Source organism: Acidovorax sp. 56 (assembly GCF_002749705.1).
Lineage (GTDB): Bacteria > Pseudomonadota > Gammaproteobacteria > Burkholderiales > Burkholderiaceae_C > Acidovorax.
This window is the reverse complement of the sequence record NZ_PEEV01000001.1, coordinates 1,659,537-1,683,529: the sequence shown is the minus strand read 5'-3', so window position 1 is coordinate 1,683,529 and position 23,993 is coordinate 1,659,537. Positions and strand designations below refer to the sequence as shown.

General features: G+C 66.1%; 23 protein-coding genes. 15 read left to right on the top strand and 8 right to left on the bottom strand.

Annotated features, from left to right (window positions below; all coding sequences use genetic code 11):
- The first annotated feature begins 23 nt into the window (after positions 1-23).
- Positions 24-1,100 carry an ABC transporter permease gene (locus CLU88_RS07465; RefSeq protein ID WP_099658715.1) on the top strand — a complete coding sequence of 359 codons (1,077 nt, stop codon included), beginning with the start codon at positions 24-26 and terminating at the stop codon, positions 1,098-1,100.
- Complete coding sequence (locus CLU88_RS07460) at positions 1,100-2,734, top strand: ABC transporter ATP-binding protein (RefSeq protein WP_099656046.1); 1,635 nt, start codon at positions 1,100-1,102, stop codon at positions 2,732-2,734. The genes CLU88_RS07465 and CLU88_RS07460 overlap by 1 nt, the downstream gene beginning before the upstream one ends.
- Before the next feature lie 25 nt (positions 2,735-2,759).
- Here the strand turns inward: CLU88_RS07460 and CLU88_RS07455 are convergent, their stop codons facing one another.
- Positions 2,760-3,125 (bottom strand): FlxA-like family protein, encoded by a 366-nt coding sequence (locus CLU88_RS07455; RefSeq protein WP_143225955.1) that lies wholly within the window; start codon positions 3,123-3,125, stop codon positions 2,760-2,762.
- A gap of 103 nt (positions 3,126-3,228) precedes the next feature.
- Here CLU88_RS07455 and CLU88_RS07450 point away from each other — a divergent pair, with 103 nt between their 5' ends.
- The 3 genes from CLU88_RS07450 (at position 3,229) to CLU88_RS07440 (ending at position 5,777) form a co-directional block, all read left to right on the top strand.
- Positions 3,229-4,170, top strand: a complete 942-nt coding sequence (locus CLU88_RS07450) for a cation diffusion facilitator family transporter (protein WP_099656044.1) — start codon at positions 3,229-3,231, stop codon at positions 4,168-4,170.
- Positions 4,171-4,433: 263 nt separating this feature from the next.
- The gene (locus tag CLU88_RS07445; protein WP_099656043.1) at positions 4,434-5,084 is read left to right on the top strand and encodes a DUF1003 domain-containing protein; all 651 of its coding nucleotides are present in this window, start codon (positions 4,434-4,436) and stop codon (positions 5,082-5,084) included.
- Between the two features lie 39 nt (positions 5,085-5,123).
- Entirely contained in the window at positions 5,124-5,777 is a 654-nt protein-coding gene (locus CLU88_RS07440) for a hypothetical protein (protein WP_099656042.1), read from the top strand.
- Here CLU88_RS07440 and CLU88_RS07435 read toward each other — a convergent pair.
- The gene (locus CLU88_RS07435; RefSeq protein WP_099656041.1) at positions 5,769-6,701 is read right to left on the bottom strand and encodes a LysR family transcriptional regulator; all 933 of its coding nucleotides are present in this window, start codon (positions 6,699-6,701) and stop codon (positions 5,769-5,771) included. The genes CLU88_RS07440 and CLU88_RS07435 overlap by 9 nt on opposite strands.
- Before the next feature lie 119 nt (positions 6,702-6,820).
- Between CLU88_RS07435 and CLU88_RS07430 the strand changes: the two genes are divergently transcribed.
- The 4 genes from CLU88_RS07430 to leuD are packed head-to-tail and all read left to right on the top strand — an operon-like array spanning position 6,821 to position 10,863.
- Complete coding sequence (locus tag CLU88_RS07430) at positions 6,821-7,822, top strand: tripartite tricarboxylate transporter substrate binding protein (protein WP_233205397.1); 1,002 nt, start codon at positions 6,821-6,823, stop codon at positions 7,820-7,822.
- A 31-nt stretch (positions 7,823-7,853) separates the two neighbouring features.
- Positions 7,854-8,756 carry an alpha/beta fold hydrolase gene (locus CLU88_RS07425; protein WP_099656040.1) on the top strand — a complete coding sequence of 301 codons (903 nt, stop codon included), beginning with the start codon at positions 7,854-7,856 and terminating at the stop codon, positions 8,754-8,756.
- A gap of 29 nt (positions 8,757-8,785) precedes the next feature.
- On the top strand, positions 8,786-10,204 hold the full coding sequence (gene leuC, locus CLU88_RS07420) for a 3-isopropylmalate dehydratase large subunit (RefSeq protein ID WP_099658713.1): 1,419 nt from the start codon (positions 8,786-8,788) through the stop codon (positions 10,202-10,204).
- Positions 10,201-10,863 carry a 3-isopropylmalate dehydratase small subunit gene (gene leuD, locus CLU88_RS07415; RefSeq protein WP_099656039.1) on the top strand — a complete coding sequence of 221 codons (663 nt, stop codon included), beginning with the start codon at positions 10,201-10,203 and terminating at the stop codon, positions 10,861-10,863. The genes leuC and leuD overlap by 4 nt, the downstream gene beginning before the upstream one ends.
- Before the next feature lie 37 nt (positions 10,864-10,900).
- On the opposite strand, the gene CLU88_RS07410 is transcribed toward leuD, so the two are convergent.
- The 4 genes from CLU88_RS07410 to CLU88_RS07395 all read right to left on the bottom strand — a co-directional run bounded on the left by CLU88_RS07410 (position 10,901) and on the right by CLU88_RS07395 (position 13,990).
- Entirely contained in the window at positions 10,901-11,890 is a 990-nt protein-coding gene (locus CLU88_RS07410; RefSeq protein ID WP_233205396.1) for a PhnD/SsuA/transferrin family substrate-binding protein, read from the bottom strand.
- Positions 11,891-12,075: 185 nt separating this feature from the next.
- Positions 12,076-12,576 (bottom strand): ribonuclease HI family protein, encoded by a 501-nt coding sequence (locus CLU88_RS07405; protein WP_099656037.1) that lies wholly within the window; start codon positions 12,574-12,576, stop codon positions 12,076-12,078.
- 31 nt (positions 12,577-12,607) lie between these two features.
- Positions 12,608-12,856, bottom strand: a complete 249-nt coding sequence (locus CLU88_RS07400; protein WP_099656036.1) for a DUF3297 family protein — start codon at positions 12,854-12,856, stop codon at positions 12,608-12,610.
- A gap of 228 nt (positions 12,857-13,084) precedes the next feature.
- Entirely contained in the window at positions 13,085-13,990 is a 906-nt protein-coding gene (locus CLU88_RS07395; RefSeq protein WP_099656035.1) for a LysR family transcriptional regulator, read from the bottom strand.
- Positions 13,991-14,075: 85 nt separating this feature from the next.
- Between CLU88_RS07395 and CLU88_RS07390 the strand changes: the two genes are divergently transcribed.
- From CLU88_RS07390 to CLU88_RS07375, 4 genes are all read left to right on the top strand, one after another.
- Complete coding sequence (locus CLU88_RS07390; protein WP_099656034.1) at positions 14,076-15,452, top strand: acyclic terpene utilization AtuA family protein; 1,377 nt, start codon at positions 14,076-14,078, stop codon at positions 15,450-15,452.
- Positions 15,449-15,835, top strand: coding sequence for a hypothetical protein (locus tag CLU88_RS07385; RefSeq protein WP_233205395.1), 387 nt, complete (start codon positions 15,449-15,451; stop codon positions 15,833-15,835). Before CLU88_RS07390 ends, CLU88_RS07385 begins: the two co-directional genes overlap by 4 nt.
- A 48-nt stretch (positions 15,836-15,883) precedes the next feature.
- Positions 15,884-16,876, top strand: coding sequence for a tripartite tricarboxylate transporter substrate binding protein (locus CLU88_RS07380; RefSeq protein WP_099656033.1), 993 nt, complete (start codon positions 15,884-15,886; stop codon positions 16,874-16,876).
- A gap of 212 nt (positions 16,877-17,088) precedes the next feature.
- Entirely contained in the window at positions 17,089-19,212 is a 2,124-nt protein-coding gene (locus CLU88_RS07375; RefSeq protein WP_099656032.1) for an alpha/beta hydrolase domain-containing protein, read from the top strand.
- 135 nt (positions 19,213-19,347) lie between these two features.
- Here the strand turns inward: CLU88_RS07375 and CLU88_RS07370 are convergent, their stop codons facing one another.
- Complete coding sequence (locus CLU88_RS07370; protein ID WP_099658711.1) at positions 19,348-20,379, bottom strand: LacI family DNA-binding transcriptional regulator; 1,032 nt, start codon at positions 20,377-20,379, stop codon at positions 19,348-19,350.
- 392 nt (positions 20,380-20,771) lie between these two features.
- Between CLU88_RS07370 and CLU88_RS07365 the strand changes: the two genes are divergently transcribed.
- Both CLU88_RS07365 and CLU88_RS07360 read left to right on the top strand, forming a co-directional pair.
- Entirely contained in the window at positions 20,772-21,731 is a 960-nt protein-coding gene (locus CLU88_RS07365) for a tripartite tricarboxylate transporter substrate binding protein (protein ID WP_099656031.1), read from the top strand.
- A 130-nt stretch (positions 21,732-21,861) separates the two neighbouring features.
- On the top strand, positions 21,862-23,031 hold the full coding sequence (locus CLU88_RS07360) for a mandelate racemase/muconate lactonizing enzyme family protein (RefSeq protein WP_099656030.1): 1,170 nt from the start codon (positions 21,862-21,864) through the stop codon (positions 23,029-23,031).
- A gap of 37 nt (positions 23,032-23,068) precedes the next feature.
- Here CLU88_RS07360 and CLU88_RS07355 read toward each other — a convergent pair whose 3' ends face one another.
- The gene (locus CLU88_RS07355) at positions 23,069-23,962 is read right to left on the bottom strand and encodes a LysR family transcriptional regulator (RefSeq protein ID WP_099656029.1); all 894 of its coding nucleotides are present in this window, start codon (positions 23,960-23,962) and stop codon (positions 23,069-23,071) included.
- Positions 23,963-23,993 lie beyond the last annotated feature (31 nt).

Genomic DNA, 23,993 nt, shown 5'->3' with positions numbered 1-23,993 from the left:
ACAAGCAGGCAACCATCCGCACCATGGGTTCCACCACACCTTCTCTACCCTCTGTCTCTGCCAGCGCTGCGCCCGCGTCGCTGTCCCCCTCCCGCCGTGCCTGGCTGCGCTTCAAGCGCAACCGGCAGGGCTACTGGAGCCTGTGGCTGTTTTGCGCCCTGGTGCTGGTCAGCCTGTGCGCCGAGTTGGTCAGCAACGACAAGCCGCTCATCGTACGCTACGAGGGGCAGACCTACTTCCCCATGCTCAAGGACTACCCCGAGAAGACCTTTGGCGGCGACTTTGAGACCCCCACGGATTACCTGGACCCCTTTATCAAAGAGCGCCTCTCGGCAGGCAGCAACTGGGCGCTGTACACCCTGAACCCCTACGGCCCCAACACGCTCAACTACTTTGCCAAGTCGCCCAACCCGTCGGCCCCCACGGCCGACAACTGGCTGGGCACGGACGACCGGGGGCGTGACTTGCTGGCGCAGCTGCTCTACGGCTTTCGGGTGAGTGTGCTGTTTGGCCTGGCGCTCACGGCCACCGGGGTGGTGCTGGGCATGGTTACGGGCGCCATCCAGGGCTTTTTTGGGGGCAAGACGGACCTGGCCTTTCAGCGCTTCATTGAAATCTGGGGCTCCATGCCCGAGCTGTATTTGCTCATCATCTTCAGCGCCGTGTTTTCCCCCAGCATTGCGTTGCTGCTGATTTTGCTGAGCTTGTTTGGCTGGATGGGCCTGTCGGACTATGTGCGCGCCGAGTTCCTGCGCAATCGCCAGCTTGACTACGTGAAGGCCGCACGCGCCCTGGGCGTGAGCAACCTGCAAATCATCTGGCGCCACATCCTGCCCAACAGCCTTACGCCCGTGGTCACCTTCCTGCCGTTTCGCATGAGTGGGGCCATCCTCGCGCTCACCTCGCTGGACTTTTTAGGCCTGGGTGTGCCGCCCGGCACACCCAGCCTGGGTGAGTTGCTGAGCCAGGGCAAGAACAGCATTGATGCGTGGTGGATTTCGCTGTCCACCTTTGCGGTGCTGGTGGTGACCTTGCTGCTTTTGACATTCATGGGCGATGCCCTGCGCGATGCGCTTGACCCACGAAAGGCTGACCAGTGATGCCACAGCCTGTGAACAAGCCCCTGCTGCAGGTGGCCGACCTGCGCGTTCGCTTTGGCACCAAAGAGGTGGTGCGTGGCGTGAACTTTGACATAGCCCCCGGTGAAAAGCTCGCGCTGGTGGGCGAGTCTGGCTCGGGCAAGACCATCACCGCGTTGAGCTTGCTGCGTTTGGCGGGCGATGCAGCAGTCTCGGGCCAGGCATCGTTTGCCGGGCGCGACTTGCTGGCCCTGACCGAGCGTGAGATGCGCGGTGTGCGGGGGGGCGACGTCGCCATGGTTTTTCAGGAGCCCATGACGGCCCTCAACCCGCTGATGACCATTGGCCAGCAGATTGCCGAGATTTTGTTGCTCAAAAAGGGCCTGACGGGCGCGCAATGTGCGCAAGCAGCTATTGAATTGCTAGCAAAAACCGGCATCCCTGAGCCCGCGCGCCGCGCCAACAGCTTTCCGCACCAGCTCTCGGGTGGCCAGCGCCAGCGCGCCATGATCGCCATGGCCCTGGCCAGCAGCCCCAAACTGTTGCTGGCCGACGAGCCCACCACCGCGCTCGACGTGACGCTGCGCGGCCAGATTCTGGACCTGCTCTCTGATCTGCAGCGCCAGACCGGCATGGCCGTGCTGCTCATCACGCACGACCTGAACCTGGTGCGCCGCTTTGCCGACCGCATTGCCGTGATGGAGCAGGGCGTGCTGGTAGAGCAGGGCCCTGTGGCCGAGGTGTTTGCCAACCCGCAGCATGCCTACACCCGCCGCCTGCTGGCCAGCCAGCCACGGCGCGATGTGGTCGAGGCGGACCCGCCCGCAGGCACGCCGCCCGTGGTGCAGGCGCGCCAGCTGCGCGTGACCTACCCCACGCCCCTGCCCGGCGTGCGGGGTTGGTTCAAAAAGGGCGAGTTTGTGGCTGTGCAGGGGGCTGATTTGCAACTGCTGCCTGGGCAAACACTGGGTGTGGTGGGCGAATCAGGCTCGGGCAAGTCCACCCTGGCGCAGGCCATTTTGGGGCTGCTGCCGTCGGGGGGCGATTTGCAGGTCAACAGCCAGGCGTGGCAGCAGCCCGCCACGCGCAACACCCCGGCCAACCAGGCTTTGCGCAGGCGGGTGCAGGTGGTGTTTCAAGACCCGTTCTCGTCGCTCTCGCCACGCATGACGGTGGAAGAGATTGTGGGCGAGGGCCTGTGGGTGCATGAGCCTGCGATGGAGGTGGCTGAGCGCCGCCGCCGCGTGGAAACAGCCCTGGCCGAGGTGGGCCTGACCGAGGCGCAATTCCCCGGCTTGCTGGCGCGCTACCCGCACGAATTTTCAGGCGGCCAGCGCCAGCGGCTGGCGGTGGCCCGAGCCCTCATCGTGCAGCCCCAGGTGCTGGTGCTCGACGAGCCCACCAGCGCGCTCGATGTGACCATCCAGCAGCAGGTGCTGGCCTTGCTGCAGCGCCTGCAGCGCGAAAAGGGCTTGAGCTACCTGCTCATCACGCACGATGTGGAGGTGATCCGCGCCATGGCGCACGACGTGCTGGTGATGAAGGACGGCGCCATCGTGGAGTGCGGGACGGTCGATGCCGTGCTGAACCAACCGGAACACCCCTACACGCAAAAGCTCGTGGCTGCAGCCACGATGGTCGCTTCGCAAACGTAGTTCGCGGCAAGCGGTCGGGCAGTGGTCAGGCGAAGGTGTCTACGTTGTCGCCCAGGCCGGGGGTGCGTTGACGGCCGGACGTGGCGCTGTTGTTTTGCTTGGCCTGGGTTCCAGCGGATTTTTGTGCCTTGGCAAGCTCTGCCTGCTTTTGCTTCTCGATCTGCTCTTGCTGGTTCTGGCGCTGAATGGCTGCAATTTGCGCCTGCACCATCTGGATCTGCGCTTGCAGGGCCTCTACCTTTTGCTTTTTGGCTTTGGCGTCCAGGTCAGAGGTGGCCACGCCTTTGAGTTCGTCGGTCAACTGGCGCAGCTGCTTTTGCAGCTTGGCGATTTCGCTGGAGGACTGGGCGCCTGATGCGCTGCTGGTGGAGGAGGCGCTAGAGACTTGCATGGCAGGGTTATCGGCATATTTGCGCAAAACTGAATGGGCCTCAATGCATTCTTAAGACTGGGCGTGTAGCCTGTGGTGCTTCACGGAATTTGAATCACCGCCCATGAACTTCAACGAACTTGACGACAGCGAAGACACCCAGCACACGCCCCAAGAGCGCGCCGCTGCCGCCTCGCGCAGCACCTGGGTCAGCGTGGTGGTCAACCTGGTGCTCAGCACCGTGCAGATCGTGGTGGGCGTGCTGTCCAAGTCGCAGGGCTTGATTGCCGACGGCATCCACTCGTTGTCCGATCTGGTGGCTGATTTTGTGGTGCTGTTTGCCAACCACCACTCGCAAAAAGACGCCGACGAAGACCACCCCTACGGCCACCAGCGGTTTGAGACCGCAGCCTCGTTGGTGCTGGGCTTGCTGCTGCTGGCCGTGGGTGTGGGCATGGTGTGGTCGGCCGTGCTGAAGCTGGAGAACCCCGACACCGTGCCTCAGGTGCACGCCGTGGCCCTGTGGGTGGCGGGCGGCGCTTTGCTGGGCAAGGAGCTGCTGTTTCGCTACATGCTGGCCGTGGCCAAACGGGTCAAGTCCAGCATGCTGGTGGCCAACGCGTGGCATGCGCGATCGGATGCTGCCTCGTCGCTCGTGGTGGGCGTGGGCATTGCGGGCAACCTGGCGGGCTACCCCATCCTCGACCCGATTGCGGCCTTGATCGTGGGCTTCATGGTGGGCAAGATGGGCTGGGAGTTTGGCTGGGACGCCATGCACGACCTGATGGACCGCGCGGTGGACGAGCAAGAGGTGCAGGCCATTCGCCAGACCCTGCTGGACACCCCTGGTGTGGCAGGTGTGCACGATGTGCGCACGCGCAAAATGGGTGACATGGTGGTGGTGGACGCCCACCTGGAGGTAGACGCCCGCATCACCGTGGAAGCCGGGCACGACATTGCCGTGCTGGCGCGCCAGCGCGTCATGCAGCGCCACCGGGTGCTCAACCTCATGACGCATGTGGACCCTTGGCGCAAACCCGATCTGGACCACACGCTCAAGCCATAGGGATGCCCTGCATGACTCCTTGCGGTCTGTGGCCGTGCTGCCGCGGGCGGTTCGCTGCGTTGCTTTTCTTGCCAATGGCCCGGCTATTGGCTGCCAAAAGGCGCCTTGCGACCCATCCCGATCCGCACTACCACCGCCTCGCGAGGGCCATGCAGGACACTAGGCACAGACGTTCTTTGAACTGGTTCTCAAACCCCGCTCAACGCGCATTGCCAGCCACGGCCGTGCGTGGGTGATCATTCCATGGTGCGAAAGGTATCGGCATGAACCATCCTGCAGGCCCGTCAGGTAAGCCCGGCCAGGGGCCAGACAGCGCCCCCGCCACAGCCACGCAAACGGGTGCGCGGGCCATCGCAGCGGCCGGGGCCGAGCACCGGCGTTACCACTCGCAGCATGCGCATCTGGCCCCCACGTTTGGGGCCGACCAGTTTGCCCTACGGGCCGAGGCTTTTGCCCGATTTTTTGGAACCCCGTTGTTCCTGGGCGCGCAGACCGTGGTGGTGGCCGTGTGGATCATCGTCAACTCTGCGGGGTGGCTGCACTTTGATGTGTACCCCTTCATTTTGTTGAACCTGGCCTTCAGCCTGCAGGCGGCCTATGCAGCGCCCTTGATCTTGCTGGCCCAAACCCGGCAGGCCGCCCGCGACAAAATGCACGCCGAGGCCGATGCCCAGCACCGCGAGGCCCTGGCCGTGGCCAACGAACAGCGCCAGTTGATCGCTGCACAAAACGCCACCCAGATGCTGGAGCTGCTGGAGCAAAACACCCGCCTGACCGAGCTGACCAAGCAGCTGACGGAACGCATTGAGGCACTTACCGTCGAGATGCACGAGCGCATTCGCCACGGCCTGCCTCCGTCAGAGTCGCTGCAGCCGGGCACCAGCGCGCAAGCTCGCGCCCAGACACCGCCGTAAAGCGCTTTGAACAGGTTCTTGGATACGTCCCGACACGCCATGCCCACACACTCTCACGAACCGCTCCAAAGCCCCAGCGCAACGCTGGCCCCCAGCGTGGTGGCCGATTTGCCGCCGTGGGCTGCGAAGCTCATCGAGCGCATGAGGATGGAGGGCACGCCCACCGCGCCCGCACAGCCCCTCGCGCTGCTGCACCTGGGGGCACACACCGCGCAGGTGTGCCTGTGGAGCCCTGCTGAGGCACGCCCAGCGCACCTGTTGGTGTTGCCCTTGGGGATGGAGGCCACGGCGCAGCGCTTTTTTCGTGCTGCCATTCCTTCGCCGCTGGATCTGGAGACAGCCATCGCCCATGTGGAAGACGAGGTGTACCTTGCGCACCAGCAGTACCAGCCTTGGGCCGAGGTGGCCCAGGCGGTTGGTGGGCCTGTGGCGTGGTGGAGTGCCGACGAGGCTTTGGCCGAACTGGCTGGGCTTGCTGGTGTGCCCGCCGCTGCCGACCAGGTGCTGGCACTGGACGCCATGGAGCGGTTGTTCCAGCGCCTCACCTACGTTGCCCAGGGGCGGCCTGCCGCCAGCGAAGGCCTGCCCGAGCGTGCATCGTTTTTCGCCGCCTTGTTGCTGCTGCGCGAGCTGATGCACCACATGCCGTTTCACACGCTGCATGTGGCAGGGCACCCCACGCCATCACGCTGACGGTGGTGTACCCGCCTCTTGGGGGCGGGGGAGGGTGTTGCGAGCAAACCAGGTGCCCAAAAAATCCACCAGCGCCCGGGTCTTGGCCGATAGGTCGCTGCGCGTGGGGTGCACCAGTATTACATCGGCCGGTGGCAACTGCCAGGCGGGCAGCACGGCGATGAGCTGCCCTGTGGCCAGGTGCGGGGCCACGTCCCATTCTGAACGCAGCAACACCCCCCGGCCATCCAGCGCCCAGGTGGTGGCGGCGCTGCCATCGTTGGTGCTGAGCATGCCGCGCACCTTCACCGTTTCTTGCCGCGCGCCCTGGCTCAGGTGCCAGGTGCCGTAGGTCTCGTCGCTTTCGCGGATCACGATGCACTGGTGACCCAGCAGGTCGGCGGGTTGCTGCGGTGTGCCTGCGCGGGCCAGGTAGCCGGGGGCAGCGCACAGCACACGCCGGTTGGCCCGCAGGCGGCGCGCGGTCAGGCGTGAATCGGGCAAATCACCAAAGCGCACGGCCGCGTCAAAGCCTTGCTCCACCAGGTTGATGGGGCGGGCGGTCAGGTGCAGTTGCACCTCCACCTCGGGGTAGGCCTGGGCAAAGGCCGATAGGGCAGGGGCCAGGTGCACACGGCCAAAGCCTAGCGTGGCAGCCAGCTTGATGAGCCCCCGGGGCGTGCTGCGGGCGCCTGCCACGGTGCGCTCCAGCGCATCAAGGTCGGCCAGTATGCGGGTGCCTTCGAGCAGGTAACTCTCGCCCTCTGGCGTGAGTGCCATGCGCCGCGTGGTGCGGTGCAGCAGGCGCACGCCCAACCGGTGCTCCAGCTGCGCCAGGCGCCGGCTGGCCGCAGGCGGGGTGATGCCCATTTGCTGCGCGGCGGCAGCGAGGCTGCCCTCCTTCATCAGCAAGGCAAAAAAGCGCAGGTCTGAAAACGCGTCCATGGGGTGGGGTGATTAATGCTTTTGATTTACGAATGAAGTGATTTTGAATGACTTTATGCCGATGCAATGCACTCATAAGATGCCCTTGCCATACCAAAAAAACTGCAGGAGACAAACCCATGAACGCATCCTTCCGCCGCCGCTGCCCTGTACCTGGGCTGGCGCGCCGCACCCTGGTGACCGCCGCCTTGGCTTTGGGGGCCGCTGCGGGCGCCTGGGCGCAGGCCTACCCCGCCCGCGCCGTCAAGCTCGTGGTGCCTTACGCGCCCGGTGGCAGTGCCGACATTGCAGCGCGGCTGGTGACAGACGAGTGGGGCAAGGCCCTGGGCGCCTCGCTGTTCATCGAGAACAAGGGCGGCGCGGGCGGCAACATTGGTGTGGACATGGTGGCCAAGGCGCCGCCAGACGGCTACACCATCGGCTTGCAAACGGTGTCGTTGGCCATCAACCCCAGCCTCACCGCCAAGATGCCCTACGACACCCTGAAGGACCTGGCACCCATTGGCATGGTGGCCAGCTCGCAGCATGTGCTGGTGGTCCACAACGCCTTGCCAGCGAAAAATCTCAAGGAGCTCATCGCACTGCTCAAGGCCAAGCCGGGGCAATATTCCTACGGTTCGGCCGGGGCGGGCAGCACCTTTCACATGTCGGCCGAGCTGTTCAAGGCCGTGGCAGGCACGCCCATCGTGCACATCCCCTACCGTGGCGGCGGCCCGGCCATGATCGACACCATGTCAGGCCAGGTGGCGATGAGCTTTCCTGTGCTGTCGGCCGCGCAACCGCATGTGCAGGCGGGCAAGCTGCGCGCCTTGGGCGTCACGGGCACGAAGCGCTCGCCCCTGATGCCTGAAGTGCCCACCATCGCGGAGGCAGGCCTGCCGGGCTACGCCTTCGAAACCTGGTTCATCGTCTTCGTACCCGCTGGCACGCCCCGGCCCATCATCGACAAGCTCAACACCACACTCAACCAGGCGCTGGGCACCCCCGCCTTGAAGGAGCGCATGGCCAAAGATGGGTTCGATCCCATCCCCTCGACCCCCGAGCAGGCCCGCGCCCGGCTGGAGCAGGAAATGCCCCAGTGGGCCAAACTGATCAAAGAGCGCGGTATCACCGCCGAGTGAGCGGGCTCGCGTTCCACATTGCCTCACAACCATGACCACCACTCCGCTTTTCCCCGGCTTCACTCCCCATCGCGTGCCCACGCCCGATGGCCAACACATCCATGCACTTGTCGGTGGCTCAGGCCCGCCCTTGCTGCTGCTGCACGGGCACCCGCAGACTTCGGCCATCTGGCACAAGGTGGCACCCGTGCTGGCGCAGCATTTCACGCTGGTGCTGGCGGACCTGCGCGGGTATGGCGATTCGGCGAAGCCCGAGGGCGACGCGGAGCACCTGCTCTACAGCAAGCGCACCATGGCCGCCGACATGCTGGCTGTGATGCAGTACCTGGGCCACCCGCGCTTTGCCGTGCTGGCCCACGACCGGGGCGCACGCGTGGCCCACCGCCTGGCGGCCGACCACCCGGATGCCGTGCAGCGCATGGTGCTGCTGGACATAGCCCCCACGCTCGCCATGTACGAGCAAACCAGCAATGCCTTCGCCCGAGCCTACTGGCACTGGTTCTTTTTGATCCAGCCCGCCCCGCTGCCTGAACGCCTGATCGAGGCCGACCCCGCTGCTTATGTGCGCGACGTGATGGGTCGGCGCAGCGCAGGTCTGGCACCGTTCGACCCCCGGGCCCTGGCCGAGTACGTGCGCTGCCTGACCTTGCCTGGCACGGCCCACGGCGTCTGCGAGGACTACCGCGCCGCCGCAGGCATCGACCTGGTGCACGACCGCACCGACCGCGATGCGGGCCGCCAGCTGGCCATGCCGCTGCTGGCTTTGTGGGGCGAGCAGGGCGTGGTGCACCAGTGCTTTGAGCCGCTCAAGGAGTGGCAGCGCGTGGCGGCCGACGTGCGCGGCCATGCGCTGCCCTGCGGCCACTACATCGCCGAAGAAGCGCCCGATGCGCTGCTCGACGCGGCGCTGCCTTTCCTGCTCGCAGGCCAATAACCCATTCCCCCACACCCACCACGATGACCATGACCACGCCCGCAACGCTTTACCAGAAGCTGGTGGCATCGCACACCGTGGCCGTTCTGGACGAACAGAACGTGCTGCTGTTTTGCGACCTGCACCTGATGAACGAATACACCAGCCCCCAGGCCTTCGCTGGCCTGCACGAGGCGGGGCGCGGCGTGCGCGTGCCGGGGCAGAACGTGGCGGTGGTGAGCCACATCATCCCCACGCACCCGGTGCGCCACCGGGTCATTCAAGACCCGCCTTCGGCGCTGCAGGCCCGCAATCTCAAGGCCAACTGCGACCGCCACGGCATCCCGCTGTTCGACACCAACGACCCGCTGCAGGGCATTGAGCACGTGATTGCGCCCGAGCACGGCATGGTGCGCCCGGGCATGGTCATCATCTGCGGCGACAGCCACACCACCACCTATGGCGCTCTGGGCGCGCTGGGCTTTGGCATCGGCACGTCCGAGGTCGAGCACGTGCTGGCCACGCAGACCCTGGTCTACCGCCGGGCCCGGGACATGCGCATCCGTGTGGACGGCAGCCTGCCCAGGGGCACCACCGCCAAGGACCTGATCCTTCTCATCATCAGCCGCATCGGCGCGCAGGGCGCGCGCGGCTTCGTCGTCGAGTTCTGCGGCAGCGCCATCAGCGCCCTGTCGGTCGAGGCGCGCTTCACGCTGTGCAACATGGCCGTGGAAGCCGGTGCGCGTGGCGCCTTGATTGCGCCCGACGCCACCGCCATCGACTACGTGTTGGCCAAGGCCCCCGACATCACCGGCGACGTGCGCACGCAGGCCCTGGCCCACTGGGCCACGCTGCACAGCGACGAGGGCGCAGTGTTTGACGTGGAGCATGTGTTCGACGCGGCCAAGGTGGCCCCCTTCGTCACCTGGGGCACCAGCCCCGACCAGGCCATGGCCATCCACGCCACCGTGCCCCGGCCCGACGACATGGCCGATGCCGTGCAGCGCAGCAGCGCCGAGCAGGCCCTGCGCTACACCGCGCTGGCGGCAGGCCAGCCGCTGGTGGGCGTGCCGGTGCAGCATGTGTTCATCGGCTCGTGCACCAACGCGCGCATCGAGGATTTGCGCGAGGTAGACCGTATCGTTGGCAGTCGCCGCGTGGCGCACGGCGTGCGCGCCATGGTCGTTCCCGGCTCGGGCGCCGTGAAGGCCCAGGCCGAGGCCGAGGGCATTGCCGCGCGCCTGATGGCTGCAGGCTTTGAATGGCGCCAGCCCGGCTGCTCCATGTGCCTGGCCATGAACGACGATGTGCTGGCCCCCGGCCAGCGCTGCGCATCCACCACCAACCGCAACTTTGAAGGCCGCCAGGGCCGCGGCGCCATCACCCACCTGATGAGCCCGGCCATGGCCGCCGCAGCCGCCGTCACCGGCTGCATCACCGACGTCCGCAGCCTGGAGACCGCCGCATGACCACCCACCCCCACCCTGCCGACCATAGCGTGATTCATGGCCAAGCCGCCGTGCTGGCCACGCCCAACCTCGACACCGACCAGATCATGCCCAAGCAGTTCCTGCGCGGCATCGACAAGGCGGGCCTGGCGCCCGGCCTGCTGTACGACCTGCGCTTTGATGAGGGCGGGCAGCCCCGCGCAGACTTTGTGCTGAACCAACCCGCCTTTGCTGGCGTGGACGTGCTCATTGCGGGCTCCAACTACGGCTGCGGCTCCAGCCGCGAGCATGCCGTGTGGGGCATGCAGCAATACGGGTTCAAGGCGGTGGTGGCGTCCAGCTTTGGCGAGATTTTTTACTCCAACGCCCTCAATAACCGCCTGCTGCTGGCCATGGTGGACGAGGCCGACGTGCAGGCCTTCATGGCAGAGGCCGCCGCGCAGCCTGGCCCGCTGCCGTTCACCATCGACGTGTCGCAGCGCGTGGTGCGCAGCCCGGGGCACAGCGCGGGCTTTGTGCTGTCTGACCGGCACCAGCGCATGTTTGTGCAGGGGCTCGATGTGATCGGCGCCTCGCTGACCTACGCCGAACACATCCGTGCATTTGCAGACCGGCACTGGGCCGCCCAGCCCTGGGTGCGCGATGTGGCCCGGCGCACCCGGGATCGACTGGTGGGTTGACCCCGCCACCGCTGCCCGGCAGTGCCCGTGCAGTGCTTTACTTGGCTGCCGCAGGCTTGGCCTCTGCCAGGGCGGCCTGGGTCTTTTTGTGGACCTCCATCACCGTGGCAAAGTCACGCTCGAAGTTGATGGGCAGCATGGTGTCGTTGCCCGGCAGCAGCTGCTTGAGCTTGGGCGAGAAGCTGTAGGCGTACGAGCATTTCTGCACGCGGTTTTGCACATCGGGCGAGGCGGTCTTGCCCAGTGTCCAGGTCTCGGTCATGAACGGCGCGCTTTCCCACAGGGTGCGAATGCTCGATCCCTTCACATCGCCCTTGAGCACCATGCGCTGGTACAGGTCGCTGGCCACGGCGGCTGCGGGGTAAAAGCCGTGCATCACGCCTGTCACCGACCGCTCGTGCCCGTTGGAGAACACCACTTCGTAGTTCTTGTCCGGCACCAGCCCAATGGCAGGGAACAGCGCGCGCGGCGCCAGGTTGCCCGAATTGGAAGTGGGCGTGGAGTGGGCAATCTTCTTGCCGATCAGGTCCTTGGGCTCCTTGAAGGGGCTGTCCACCCGCGCAATCAGGATCAGGTGGTAGGAGTTGCGCTTGCCCGATGCCTTGTTGCCCGGCACGGCAAACGGCGTGGGCTGGCCTGCGGCCACCAGTTGCGGCACCAGGCCGGGGTTGACCTGGGCCAGTTGCACCTTGCCTGACGTGATGCCTTCGATCAGCTCTTTTTCGCCCAGCAGGTCGATGTTGGAGCTGCGCTCCAGCGACTCGCCTTGCTGGTTCTGCAAATCCAGGTTGCCGCAGCGTGCCAGGTGGTTGAAGTAGTCGCCCCACAGCAGCATGGTCTCGGCCTTGGCGTAGGTCTTGGGCATGGCCACCACCAGCTTTTCGCGGGGGCTGCTGGCAAAGTTGGGGGCCGGGCTGGCGGCAGCGGCGCGGGCCTGGGCTGCTGCGTTGTTGTTCTGTGCTGTGGCAGTGCCGAGCACCGCAGTCGCGCCTGCCAAAAGCACCACCCAGCGTGCATCACGTCGCATTGGTTTTTCCTCCATGAGTTTTTGCGGCTTGGACGGATGGTGCCAAGCCGGCAAAGTATGCAGGAGGATTGTTGCCTAAACGTAAATTTTGTGACGTTTGTGTGACGGTACTGCGACAAAGCTGGGCCGGTGCAGGCCTGCAACAGACCTGTACTGGGCCTGTACTGGGCCCGTTCGGCGGTGCTTCAGCGCTTCTTTTTCTTGTGGCTCGGGTGCTTTGCCACCTTGGCGGGTGCCCCCAGGGCGGCGCGTGCCAGCGTGTCGGCGGCGCTGTTGCGGTGGCGCGGAATCCACTGCAGCTGCACGCTGTCAAACCGTGCCAGCCAGGCGCGTGCGCTGTCAAACAGTTCGGCCAGCCGGGCAATGGGCGCGGGCGTGCGCTGGTTGGCTTGCGGCGGCTGCAATTGTTCGATGAGGAGGGTGCTGTCGCTGTACACCGCCACGGCCCGCGCACCCTGGGCGTGGGCGTGCTGCAGCGCGGCGATCAGGGCGCGCAACTCGGCCTCGTTGTTGCAGCCCACCAGGCTGCTGGTGAGCGACAGGCTGTGCTGCTGTCCATCGGGGGCCAGCAGGGAGGCCCCCAGCCCCATGCGGCCGGGGTTGGGGATGGCGCTGCCATCGCAGTGAATGACCCAGAGCCCTGGCAGCGCAGGCTGCGCCACGGGCAAAGTGGGGTGCTGGGCCATGCAGGCGTGAAGGCGATTGCGCCGGGCCGGGTCAGCGGTAAAACGCTTCGACCGTGCCCTTGAGCTTGATCATCACGGGCTGGCCCTTGCGGTCCACCGTCTTGCCTGAAGGCACTTTGACCCAGCCTTCGCTGATGCAGTATTCCTGCACATCAAAACGCTCTTTGCCATTGAAGCGGATGCCGATGTCGTGTTCGAACACGGCGGCGTTGTGGTGGGGGCTGCGCGGGTCGGACGAGAGGTGGTCGGGCAGGGCGGGGGCGGCGGTCGCTTCGGTCATGGGGGCGGGATGGAGAGAAATGCTAAGGGGCGAGATTTTCGCGGATTTGCGGGCTGGCGTGCGGGGCTTGCCTTGCCAGTCTGCGGGGTTTCCGGCCTTTGGGTGGGGGCGAGGTGGGTCGCACGGGCTGTCTGTGTCGCTTGTTTTTGAATCAAAATGGCTTGCAGCGCTTGATGGGTAAGCGCTAGCAGCTATTGAATTAATAGCGTTTTCATTACGTTCCCTGATTCAAGCCAGCCGGGGCTTGCGCGCCACCACCCACTCGTACAGCGACTGCGCGGCGGCCGACAGGCTTTGGTCGCGCCGCCGCACCAGGTAAATCTGCCGCTGCAGACCGGGTAACGGCAAAGGGCGCGTGACCACCCCCGGCTGCTGAAAGTGAAACAGCGTGAGCGCGGGCACCACGCTGATGCCCAGGCCCGCCCGCACCATGCCGGTGACGGTGGCCAGTTGCTCCACCTCCATCAAGGTGTGCATGCCCTGGGGGTGAAAGGCGGCCTCCAGGTACTGGCGCACGCTGCTGTTGCGCGCCAGGTGGATGAAGGGGTAGGTGGCCAGGTCGGCCACGGCCAGCGGCTTTTTGCGCCGTGCCAGCGGGTGGGCGTCGGGGCACACCAGGTAAAAGGCATCGCTGCAAAACGGCTCGGCCTGCAGCGCGGGCGTGTCGGCGCGGATGGCGGCCAGGGCAAAGTCGGCCGTGCCGCTGGCCACGCGGTCAATGCAGGGCTCAGACAGCACATCGGCAATGTCCACTGCAATGCCAGGGTGGGCCTGCTGGTAGCTGGCCAGCACCTGCGGCAGCCAGCCCGCCGCCAGCGAAGGCAGCAGCGCCACGGCCACGCGGCCGCGTTGCAGCGTCACGGCATCGCGCAGGGCCGCTACGGCGGCGCGCATCTCGGCGCGAATGCGGTGGGCCGATTCGAGAAAGTTCACCCCCTCGGGCGTCAGGTCCACATGCCGGGTGCTGCGGTCAAACAGGCGCGCGCCCAGCTCGTCCTCCAGCGCCTTGATCAACGCGCTGAACGCGGGCTGTGACAGGTGGCACTGCACGGCAGCGCGGGTAAAGCTGCGGTGCTCGGCCAGCGCCACAAAGGCATCGAGCTGGCGGGTGGAGAGGGCGGGGTTCTCATTCATTTGCTTTGCGGATGGATTGATTGCAACAATCGATTTCACAGAATAGCGCAGCCTGCGTACATTGCGTCGCAGGAGACAGCAAACGATGTCACAACACATCCCCCACCTGCGCATTGGCTGCGCGGCAGGCTTTTCGGGTGACCGCACCGATGCCGCTGCGCCCGTGGTGCAGGCCCTCATCGCCAGCGGCCAACCCGCTGTGCTGATTTTTGAAACCCTGGCCGAGCGCACCCTGGCGCTGGCCCAGCTGGCACGCCGCACCCAGCCCGATGCGGGCTATGAACCCCTGCTGGTGGACTTGCTGCAGCCCGTGCTGGCCGATTGCCTGGCGCACGGCGTGCGCATCGTCAGCAACTTTGGCGCTGCCAACCCAGCCGGGGCCGCCCGCCGCATTCACCAGCTGGCGGCCGAGCTGGGCCTGCGCGCCCCGCGCATTGCCGTGGTGCAGGGCGACGACCTGAGCGGCCCGCACCACCGAGCCTTGCTCGAACGTGCCCTGGGCCCTGCGATGCCCACCGAGCCCATCGTCAGCGCCAACGCCTACATCGGCGCACAGGCCATTGCCGATGCGCTGCGCGCTGGGGCTGACATCGTGGTGTGCGGCCGCGTGGCCGACCCATCGCTGGTGCTGGGCCCGGCCATGGCGCATTACGGCTGGGCGGCAGACGACTGGGACCGCCTGGCCCGCGCCACCATGGCGGGCCATCTGCTGGAATGCGGCGCGCAAGTCACCGGCGGCTACTTTGCCGACCCCGGCTACAAAGACGTGCCCGGCCTGGCCACCCTGGGTTACCCCATTGCCGAGATCGACCCAGACGGCCACTGCACCATCACCAAGCCCACAGGCACGGGCGGCTGCATCAACGAGCGCACGGTGAAAGAGCAGCTGCTGTACGAGCTGCACGACCCCGCCGCCTACCTCACGCCCGATGTGGTGGCCGACATCACCGCCGCGCAGGTGCTGCCCGTGGGGCCCGATGCGGTGCGGCTGGAAGGTGTGCGCGGCCACCCGCAGCCGCCCACGCTCAAAGTGAATGTGTGCTTTGAATCCGGCTGGTTTGCCGAAGGCGAAATCTCTTACGCAGGCCCGCGCGCCGAGGCCCGCGCCCGCCTGGCAGGCCAGGTGCTGCGCGAGCGGCTGCAGGGCCTGGGCCCCGTGCGCGTGGACCTGATTGGCGTGACCAGCGTGCTGGGCGACGACGCCAGCACCTGGCTGGATGCGCCTGCTGCGGGCCTGGACGAAGCCCGCGATGTGCGCCTGCGCGTAGCCTTGCAGCACCGCGACCACGCCAGCGCCCAGCGCCTGGTGCGCGAGGTAACGGCGCTGTACACCTGCGGCCCGGCAGGCGGCGGTGGCGTGCGCACCGCCATGCGCCCGCGCCTGGGCACCGTGTCGTGCCTGGTGCCGCGCAGTGCCGTGGTTACCGGCTATCAGATGTGGAATGAAGGAGGCCTGCAATGACCGAAACGCGCACGGCCGAGGCCGCCCCCATGCTCACCGTTCCTCTCTATCGCCTGGCCCACAGCCGCACGGGCGACAAGGGCAACCGCTCCAACCTCAGCGTCATTGCCTGGCACCCCGCGCTGTGGGATGTGCTGGTGCAGCAAGTGACGGAAGAGGCTGTGGCCCGCCACTTTGCCGCCCGCCAGCCCAGCCGCGTGGCCCGCTACCTGCTGCCCCAGCTGCACGCCATGAACCTGGTGCTGGACGATGTGCTGGACGGCGGCGTGAACGACGCCCTCAACCTCGACAGCCACGGCAAGACGCTGAGCTACTGGCTGCTGTCGTTGCCTGTGCAGGTGCCCGCCGCGCTGCGCCAGCACCTAGCCGGGCCTTCGACGTGATGCCCCCCGTTTTCGTTTGACATGACCCATAGAACAGAAGGAGACAACATGCCCGCTAACCGCTTTGCCTTGACCCGACGCCACGCGCTGACAGCTGCTGCCGGTGCCCTGATGGCCTTGTCCATCGCCGCACCCGCAGCCGCGCAAACCTTTCCGGCCAAGACCATCACCTTCGTGGTGCCCTTTGCTGCGGGCAGCGCCACCGACCAGCTGGCACGTGCTGTGGGCCAGTCCATCACCAACGACACCAAGCAAGCCGTGGTGGTGGACAACAAGGCCGGTGCCAGCGGCATGATTGCCGCCGCCGCCGTGGCCAAGGCCGCGCCTGATGGCTACACCATCCTCATCACCACCAACACCACGCACGCCGCCAACGAGCACCTGTACAAAAAGCTCTCGTACGACCCGGTGAAAGACTTCGCTCCCATCTCCGGCCTGGGCAAGGGCGGGCAGGTGCTGGTGGTCAACCCCGCATCCCCGCACAAGAGCGTGGGCGACCTGGTGGCCTTTGCCAAGAAGAACCCCGGCAAGCTCACCTTTGGCAGCGGCAGTGCATCGAGCCGTGTGGCGGGCGAAATGTTCAAGCAGCTTGCGGGCGTGGACATCCTGCACGTGCCGTACAAGAGCAACCCGTTTGCCATCACTGACTTGCTGGCCGGGCAGATCGACTTGATGATCACCGACACCTCCACCGGCATGCCGCAAATCAGCGCGGGCAAGCTGCGGGCGCTGGGCTACTCCACCCAAAAGCGCAGCCCCCAGCTGCCTGAGGTGCCCACCATCGACGAAGCAGGCGTCAAGGGCTACGACATGGGCTACTGGTTTGCCGCCTACGCCCCCGCAGGCACGCCCGCTGCCGTGGTCACCCGCCTCAATGAGCTGATGCAGAACGCCACCAAGAGCGCCACGGCCAAGTCGTTCTTCGACATGTCCGGCTCAGAGGCCTGGACCACCACCCCCGCCGATCTGGCCAAGTTCCAGGCCGCCGAGACCCTCAAGTGGGGCAAGGTGATCAAAGCCGCCGGGATCGAGGCGGAATAAGTCCAAGGCCTGAGGCAACCCCCTCAGGCCTTTTTCCCATCTGCGCTAACGCACTGGCCCACCCGCCGGTGCAGGCGGAGCTTTGCCCGCAGGCAACGGCCAAGCCCCGGCGCAACCCCAACGTGAGCGACGAGCAGCGCAACAGACGCTGCCGCTTTTGCGTAGAGAGAACTCGCCCTTGCGGCGATATCCATCCAACCCTAGGAGACAACATGAAGCAACTTCATGCATTCGGCAAACTGGCCCTCACGGCCGCTGCTGCAGCCGCCCTGGCTGCGTGCGGCGGAAGCGATTCCACCCCCACCAAGGCCCCGGCGTTCAAGCTGGAGGTCACATCCACCGAGGCCTTCCCCGGCACCTACGGCGATGTGGGCGAGTACGAAACCGTCAAAGGCACGCTCAGCGGCGAGGTGGATCCGGCCGACCCCAAGAACGCCGTGATTCAAGACCTGGCCCTGGCCCCCACCAACGCGAACGGCATGGTCGAATACAAGGCCGAGTTCGTCATGCTCAAGCCCAAGAACATGGCCAAGGCCAGCGGCGTGTTGCGCTACGACGCGCCCAATCGCGGCAACATCCTCACCCTGCTCAACCCCACGGCCACGCCCAGCGATGCGGTGTACCTGGAGCGCGGCTACGTGATGCTGTACTCGGCCTGGCAAGGCGACGTGCCCAAGAGCAGCGCTGCGCGCCTCACAGTGACCGTGCCCGTGGCCAAGAACAAGGACGGCAGCAGCATCACCGGCCCTTACCGTGCTGAGCTGGTGCCCACCGCCGCTACCCCCGCGATGACATTGCCCGGCGGCGTGTTCAACGGCACCATGATTCCGTATGAGCCCGCCAGCCTGGACAACACGCAGAGCGGCTATTCGCTCACCCGCCGCGCCAACGAGACGGATGCACGCGTCACCATTCCTGCGTCCGACTGGAAGTTCGCCACCTGCGATGCCACGGGCAGCAACGCCTTCCCCGGCTCGGCCAGCGCCACCAGCGTGTGCCTGAAGGGCGGGTTCGACCCAGCCTATCTGTACGAGCTGGTCTACGTCGCCAAAGACCCGAAGGTGATGGGCGTGGGACTGGCCGCGCTGCGCGACACCGTCAGCTTCTTCCGCAGCAAGGCGGCCGATTCTGCGGGCATGCCCAACCCGATCGCAGGCCGCATCCAATACACGCTGGGCCAGGGCACCTCGCAGTCGGGCAACGCCATGAAGACCTTTCTGCACCTGGGCTTTAACCAGGCGCTGGATGGCAGCAAGGTGTTTGACGGCATGTACGCACACGTCGCAGCACGCCAAACCAACATCAACACCCGCTTTGCCGTGCCCGGCGGCGGTGGCGGCCTGCGCACCGACCACACCGCCTTTGGCCAGACGGCACCGCGCGGGCTGGACAAGGACTATGCAGACGACATCAGCGGCCGCCAGGGCGGCGTGATGAAGCGCTGCGCCGCCACCAACACCTGCCCCAAGTTCTTCCTGGGCCTCTCGGGCACCGAGTTCTGGCAACTGCAAGGCTCGCCCGTGCTGACGGACGCCAACGGCACCAAGGACCTGGCCCAGCCCGATAACGCCCGCATCTACTACTACGCCAGCACCCAGCACGGCGGGGCAGGGGGCACGGCCAGCATTGCCTATGCGCCCACCCGCGCCACCTACCCCACGGGCACCGTGGTGCACTTCAACGACACCTTCCGTGCGCTGTTCTTGAACCTGGAAGACTGGGTGGTGCGCGGCACGCAGCCACCCGCCAGCCAGGTGCCCAAGCTGGCCGATGGCACGCTGGTGCGGCCCGAGGCACTGGCCTTCCCGGCCATGAAGGGCCTGACCTGGGCGGTGGGCGGCGTGCAGACGGCGATCCCGGACTTCAGCTACCGGGGCCTGTACAACAACTTCCCGCTGTTCGACTTTGGCCCGCAATACGTCCCGCAGGACGAAGCCGGCATTGCCACCGTGCTGCCCCCGCGCAACCTGGGCCGCGACTACGCCATCCTCGTGCCGCAGGTCGATGCGTCCACAGGCTTGACCCGTGCAGGCATCCGCAGCGTGGAGGCGCTTGCGCCGCTGGGCACCAGCATCGAGTTCAACTACGTGGCCACGCCCGGCATCACCGACCTGGCCAATCTCACGGGCAGCTTCATCCCCTTCCACAAGACGCGTGCCGCGCGGCTCGCGGCGGGCGATGCACGGCCCTCGCTGGAGGAGTTGTATGGCACGCAGGAAGGCTATGTGACCGCAGTGACCGCCGCCGCCAACGCGCTGGTGGCCCAGCGCATGTTGCTGCAGCGTGATGCGGACTTGCAGATTGCGCGGGCCAAGGCGACGGTGGTGCTGCCCTGATCGCCAGCGCGATGACCTGCCTGGACGTTGCTCTAGGCAGGTTTTTAGTAAAAAATGGCTGCAGCGCTTGATCAATAAGCGCTAGCAGCTATCAAATGCATAGCGTTTGATCGCGGCAGGGGATGCCCGCTGCCTTCACTCTGGCATCTGCCGGTCTGTGTGGCCCGGGCCGCCAGTCGATTCCCGCTCGGCAATCCAAAAGCCCACATCCACGATGGGTTGCTCTGTGGCCTCGCCCCGGCAGCGCTGGGTGATCATCTGCGCGGCCAGTTGGCCGATGCGTGCGCCGTCGATGTGCACGGTGGTGAGGGAGGGGTGCATGTGCTGGGCGAAGTCGGCGTCGCCGAATCCGCACACGGCCAGGTCCTCGGGCACACGCAGGCCCCGGGCCTGGGCTTCGACGATGACGCCATGGGCCATGGCGTCGGAGCTGCAATACACGGCCTGTAGGGTGGGGTCTTGGGCCAGCAGTTCGGCCAGGGCGCGGCGGCCCAGGGCCAGGCTGCTGGGGGCGGGCACCATGGCCGTGGGCACGTCGCGGCCCATGGCGGCCACAAAGCCGTCGCGGCGCAAGGCGGCGCGGTGGTCGTTGCCGGTGGCAATGCCCACGCGGCTCCAGCCTTGGGTCAAAAAGAACCCCGCAATGGCCGCGCCCACTTTGGTGTGCGAGAAGCCCACCACCATGTCCACCGGGCGCTCGCTCAGGTCCCAGGTTTCCACCACCGGAATGCGCAGCTGCCCCAGCCGTTCGCGCGCCTTGGGTGAGTGCACCAGGCCTGTCACCACGATGCCGTCGGGCTGGCGCGCTATCAGGGTGTTGAGCAAGTCTTCCTCGCGGGCGTAGTCGTAGCCGCTTTGGCCCAGGATGAGCTGGTAGCCCTGCGCGGCCAGGGCCTCGGTCAGCGCTTCGACCGTGGGCAAAAACTGCTGCACCGAGATGGCGGGCACCAGCGCCGCCACGGTTTTGCTGCGCCGCGACTTGAGCCCGCCCGCCAGCAGGTTGGGGATGTAGCCCGTCTCGCGCACCGCCTGCTGCACTCGGGCGATGGTTTTTTCAGACACCAGCGAGGGGTTGCCCAGCGCACGCGATGCGGTGATGAGCGACACCCCGGCCACACGGGCAACGTCGTGGAGCGTGGCGGCTTTGAAGGGAGTGGGCGAGGACATGGGGCGCGATGGCTCAGCAGTGAACGGCTCTAACAGGGTGGGCAACGTAGGGTGGGCAAAGTGCGGGAGGGCGGCGTGCTGCACGCTGCCCGGGTGGGATTGTCGGTCATGCCAGGCCTTTGTCACGCCGTCTTGCAGGGTTGACATTTTAAAAATGACAACGTTATCATTACTGCGGCTGACTGGTTTCAACCGAGTCAGTGCAACCACTTAATGGGCTGAAATGTGGGTAGAAGCGGAGCGTTTCGGGAGCTGTGTGATGGGTTTTATTCTTCATTTAAAAATGACAACGTTGTCATTTTTCAAAGAAATGAACCCAGGTCACCCGCCTTGCACCGAGACCCATCCCGCCACCGGCACAGCCTTCAATCAGGAGACAAGCAATGCAATGGATGAAAAACGTTTTGGCGGTGACCGCCTTGGCCTGCAGCGCGATGGCGTGCCATGCGCAGGCGTGGCCCGACAAGCCGGTGACGCTGGTGGTGCCGTTCCCGCCCGGGGGCTCTACCGACCAGGTGGCCCGGGCCCTGAGCACGCGGCTGAGCGAGCGGTGGAAACAATCGGTGGTGGTGGACAACCGGGCCGGGGCCACAGGCACGATTGGCGCCACGTTTGTGAAGCGGGCGGCGCCCGATGGCTACACCTTCTTGGTCAGCTCCCTCGGTCCACTGGCGATCACGCCGCATTTGCTCAAGGGTTTGCAGTACGACCCGCTCAAGGACTTTGACCTCATCACCGTGGCCGTGCAATCGCCCAACGTGCTGGTGGTGCCTGCCAACTCGCCCCACAAGTCTGTGGCCGATGTCATCGCCTTTGCCAAGGCCCATCCCGGGAAGATGAGCTTTGCCTCGGCGGGCAGCGGCAGTAGCGACCACCTGACGGCCGAGCTGTTCTGGCAGCAGACGGGAACCAGCGGGGTGCACATTCCCTACAAAGGCGGCGCCCCCGCACACACCGATTTGATCGGCGGGCAGGTGGATGCGTCGTTCCAGAACATCAACGCCATCGTGCAGTACGTGAAGAACGGGCGCATGCGTGCGCTGGCCATCACCAGCGCCCAGCGCTCGCCCGTGCTGCCCGATGTGCCGACCCTGGCCGAGGCGGGCGTGAAGAACGTCGAAGTCACCTCCTGGCAAGCCGTGGTGGCGCCCAAGGGCCTACCCCCCGCCATCCGCGACAGCGCCTACGCCGCCATCGCCGAGGCGCTGAAACACCCCGCCGTGCGCGAGCAGTTTGTCTCCATCGGTTTTGAGATGGTGGTCAACACCCCGGCGCAGTTTGCCGCCTTCCAGCAAGCCGAGTCTGCGCGCTGGAAGCGGGTGATCGAGGCCGGAAAGATCTCACTCGACTGAGCACGCCGTGGGGCAGGGCGGCGGGCAGGCCTGTGGGCGATTTGGCCCGCCGCTGCATTCCCCGCGTGCTCCGCTTCCTGCCCAGCCCCGTTTGCTTCCTGTTCCCTTTTGTTGTTTTGAAAGACTCGCCGTGACGACTGCTTCTTCCCCTCTCGCTTCCGCCGCCGCTGCCCCGGGCGACCGCATCACCTGGCTGCGCGTGTCGTCGTGCTACCTGCCTCTGGCCCAGCCCATCAGCGATGCCAAGGTGCTGACGGGCCGCCAAAAGCCCATGACCGAAATCGCCATGCTGTTTGTGGAGGTGCAAACCGCGCAGGGCCACCAGGGCCTGGGGTTCAGCTATTCCAAGCGCGCAGGCGGGCCCGGGCAGTTTGCGCATGCGCGCGAGATCGCCCCGGTGCTGATCGGCGAAGACCCCAGCGACATCGCCAAGCTGTGGGGCAAGCTGTGCTGGGCCGGTGCCTCGGTGGGGCGCAGCGGCCTCTCTACGCAGGCTATTGGTGCCTTTGATGTGGCGCTGTGGGACCTGAAGGCCAAGCGTGCGGGCCTGTCGCTGGCCAAGCTGCTGGGTTCGCACCGCGACTCGGTCCGCTGCTACAACACCTCGGGCGGCTTTTTGCACACGCCGCTGGAGGAGTTGCTGGTCAACGCCTCGCACTCCATCGGCCGGGGCATTGGCGGCATCAAGCTCAAGGTGGGCCAGCCCGACGGCGCGCTGGATGTACGCCGCGTGGAGGCCGTGCGCAAGCACCTGGGCGATGCGGTGCCCATCATGGTCGACGCCAACCAGCAATGGGACCGGCCCACCGCCCAGCGCATGTGCCGCACCTTCGAGCAGTTCAACCTGGTCTGGATCGAAGAGCCGCTGGACGCCTACGACCACGAGGGCCACGCCGCGCTGGCACTGCAGTTCGACACTCCCATTGCCACCGGCGAGATGCTGACCAGCGCTGCCGAGCATGGCGACCTGATCCGCCACAAGGCGGCCGACTACCTGATGCCCGATGGCCCGCGCGTAGGCGGCATCACGCCCTTCCTCAAGATCGCTGCCAAGGCCGAAGACGCTGGCCTGATGCTGGCCCCCCACTTTGCGATGGAGCTGCACGTGCACCTGGCGGCGGCCTACCCCAAAGAGCCCTGGGTAGAGCACTTTGAGTGGCTGGAGCCTTTGTTCAATGAGCGCATCGAGATCGCCAACGGCCGCATGCTGGTGCCGCAGCGCCCGGGCCTGGGCATTTCGCTCAGCGACCAGGCCCGTGCCTGGGTGCGCGAGCACTGTGAGGTGGGCGCCAAGGCTTGAGGCTGCTTGCCTGCTTGCCCATTTTCTCGTTTGCTCGCTACCACGGCACCTGGGCAAACCGCTGCACCAAAAAGTCCAGCAGCGCCCGCACGGCGGGCGACAGGTGCCTGCGCGAGGGGTACAGCGCATAAATCGTCATCACCGGCAAATCCCAGCCCGGCAGCACGGCCTGCAGCTCACCGCTGTGCAGGTGCGGGTTGACGAGGTAGGTGGGCTGCAGCGCAATGCCACCGCCCGCCAGCGCTGCACGCATCAGCGTGGTGGCCTCGTTGGCGCTGAAGTGGCCTGACACGCCCACACGCTCCACCACCTCGCCCCGCGAAAGCTGCCACACGCTTTTGCCAAAGTTGGCATAGCTCAGGCAGCGGTGCTGGGCCAGCTCGGCGGGCTGCTGTGGGGTGCCGTGCGCGGCCAGGTAGGCGGGCGATGCAACCAGCACCGATGTGCACGGCGCCAGCGGGCGGCCAATGAGCAATGGGTCGGGCTCGGCGCTGATGCGGATGGCCAGGTCGATGCGCCGCTCCACCAGGTTCAGCGAGCCTTCGCTGGCATCCAGATCAATCTTGAGCTGCGGGTGCTGGGCCAAAAAATCGGCAATCGCCGCACCCATCTGCGCAAACGCAAACGACACGCTGCAGGTCAGCCGCAGCTGGCCGCGCAGCTCGCCCTCGGCGGTGGTGGCGGTTTCTTCTTCCAGGTCTTCGCTCAACGCCAGCATCTGCTGGCAGCGGCGCAGGGCCAGCTCGCCCGCATCGGTCAGCGTCACGCTGCGGGTGGTGCGCTGTAGCAGGCGGGCCTGCAGCCACTGCTCCATCTCGCTCACATAGCGTGTGACCATGGCGCGCGACATATCGAGTTTGTCGGCCGTGGCGCTGAAGCTGCCACTGGTGGCCACTTCAGCAAATACGCGCATGGCGGTCAGGCGGTCCATAGGGTGTTTATTTGATCGATTTGTGAAACAA

Bases quoted from the DNA above. Each gene is read 5' to 3' on its own strand.
- CLU88_RS07465 (WP_099658715.1), top strand. From the start codon at position 24: ATGGGTTCCACCACACCTTCTCTACCCTCTGTCTCTGCCAGCGCTGCG.
- CLU88_RS07460 (WP_099656046.1), top strand. From the start codon at position 1,100: ATGCCACAGCCTGTGAACAAGCCCCTGCTGCAGGTGGCCGACCTGCGC.
- CLU88_RS07455 (WP_143225955.1), bottom strand. From the start codon at position 3,125: ATGCAAGTCTCTAGCGCCTCCTCCACCAGCAGCGCATCAGGCGCCCAG.
- CLU88_RS07450 (WP_099656044.1), top strand. From the start codon at position 3,229: ATGAACTTCAACGAACTTGACGACAGCGAAGACACCCAGCACACGCCC.
- CLU88_RS07445 (WP_099656043.1), top strand. From the start codon at position 4,434: ATGAACCATCCTGCAGGCCCGTCAGGTAAGCCCGGCCAGGGGCCAGAC.
- CLU88_RS07440 (WP_099656042.1), top strand. From the start codon at position 5,124: ATGCCCACACACTCTCACGAACCGCTCCAAAGCCCCAGCGCAACGCTG.
- CLU88_RS07435 (WP_099656041.1), bottom strand. From the start codon at position 6,701: ATGGACGCGTTTTCAGACCTGCGCTTTTTTGCCTTGCTGATGAAGGAG.
- CLU88_RS07430 (WP_233205397.1), top strand. From the start codon at position 6,821: ATGAACGCATCCTTCCGCCGCCGCTGCCCTGTACCTGGGCTGGCGCGC.
- CLU88_RS07425 (WP_099656040.1), top strand. From the start codon at position 7,854: ATGACCACCACTCCGCTTTTCCCCGGCTTCACTCCCCATCGCGTGCCC.
- leuC (WP_099658713.1), top strand. From the start codon at position 8,786: ATGACCACGCCCGCAACGCTTTACCAGAAGCTGGTGGCATCGCACACC.
- leuD (WP_099656039.1), top strand. From the start codon at position 10,201: ATGACCACCCACCCCCACCCTGCCGACCATAGCGTGATTCATGGCCAA.
- CLU88_RS07410 (WP_233205396.1), bottom strand. From the start codon at position 11,890: ATGCGACGTGATGCACGCTGGGTGGTGCTTTTGGCAGGCGCGACTGCG.
- CLU88_RS07405 (WP_099656037.1), bottom strand. From the start codon at position 12,576: ATGGCCCAGCACCCCACTTTGCCCGTGGCGCAGCCTGCGCTGCCAGGG.
- CLU88_RS07400 (WP_099656036.1), bottom strand. From the start codon at position 12,856: ATGACCGAAGCGACCGCCGCCCCCGCCCTGCCCGACCACCTCTCGTCC.
- CLU88_RS07395 (WP_099656035.1), bottom strand. From the start codon at position 13,990: ATGAATGAGAACCCCGCCCTCTCCACCCGCCAGCTCGATGCCTTTGTG.
- CLU88_RS07390 (WP_099656034.1), top strand. From the start codon at position 14,076: ATGTCACAACACATCCCCCACCTGCGCATTGGCTGCGCGGCAGGCTTT.
- CLU88_RS07385 (WP_233205395.1), top strand. From the start codon at position 15,449: ATGACCGAAACGCGCACGGCCGAGGCCGCCCCCATGCTCACCGTTCCT.
- CLU88_RS07380 (WP_099656033.1), top strand. From the start codon at position 15,884: ATGCCCGCTAACCGCTTTGCCTTGACCCGACGCCACGCGCTGACAGCT.
- CLU88_RS07375 (WP_099656032.1), top strand. From the start codon at position 17,089: ATGAAGCAACTTCATGCATTCGGCAAACTGGCCCTCACGGCCGCTGCT.
- CLU88_RS07370 (WP_099658711.1), bottom strand. From the start codon at position 20,379: ATGTCCTCGCCCACTCCCTTCAAAGCCGCCACGCTCCACGACGTTGCC.
- CLU88_RS07365 (WP_099656031.1), top strand. From the start codon at position 20,772: ATGAAAAACGTTTTGGCGGTGACCGCCTTGGCCTGCAGCGCGATGGCG.
- CLU88_RS07355 (WP_099656029.1), bottom strand. From the start codon at position 23,962: ATGGACCGCCTGACCGCCATGCGCGTATTTGCTGAAGTGGCCACCAGT.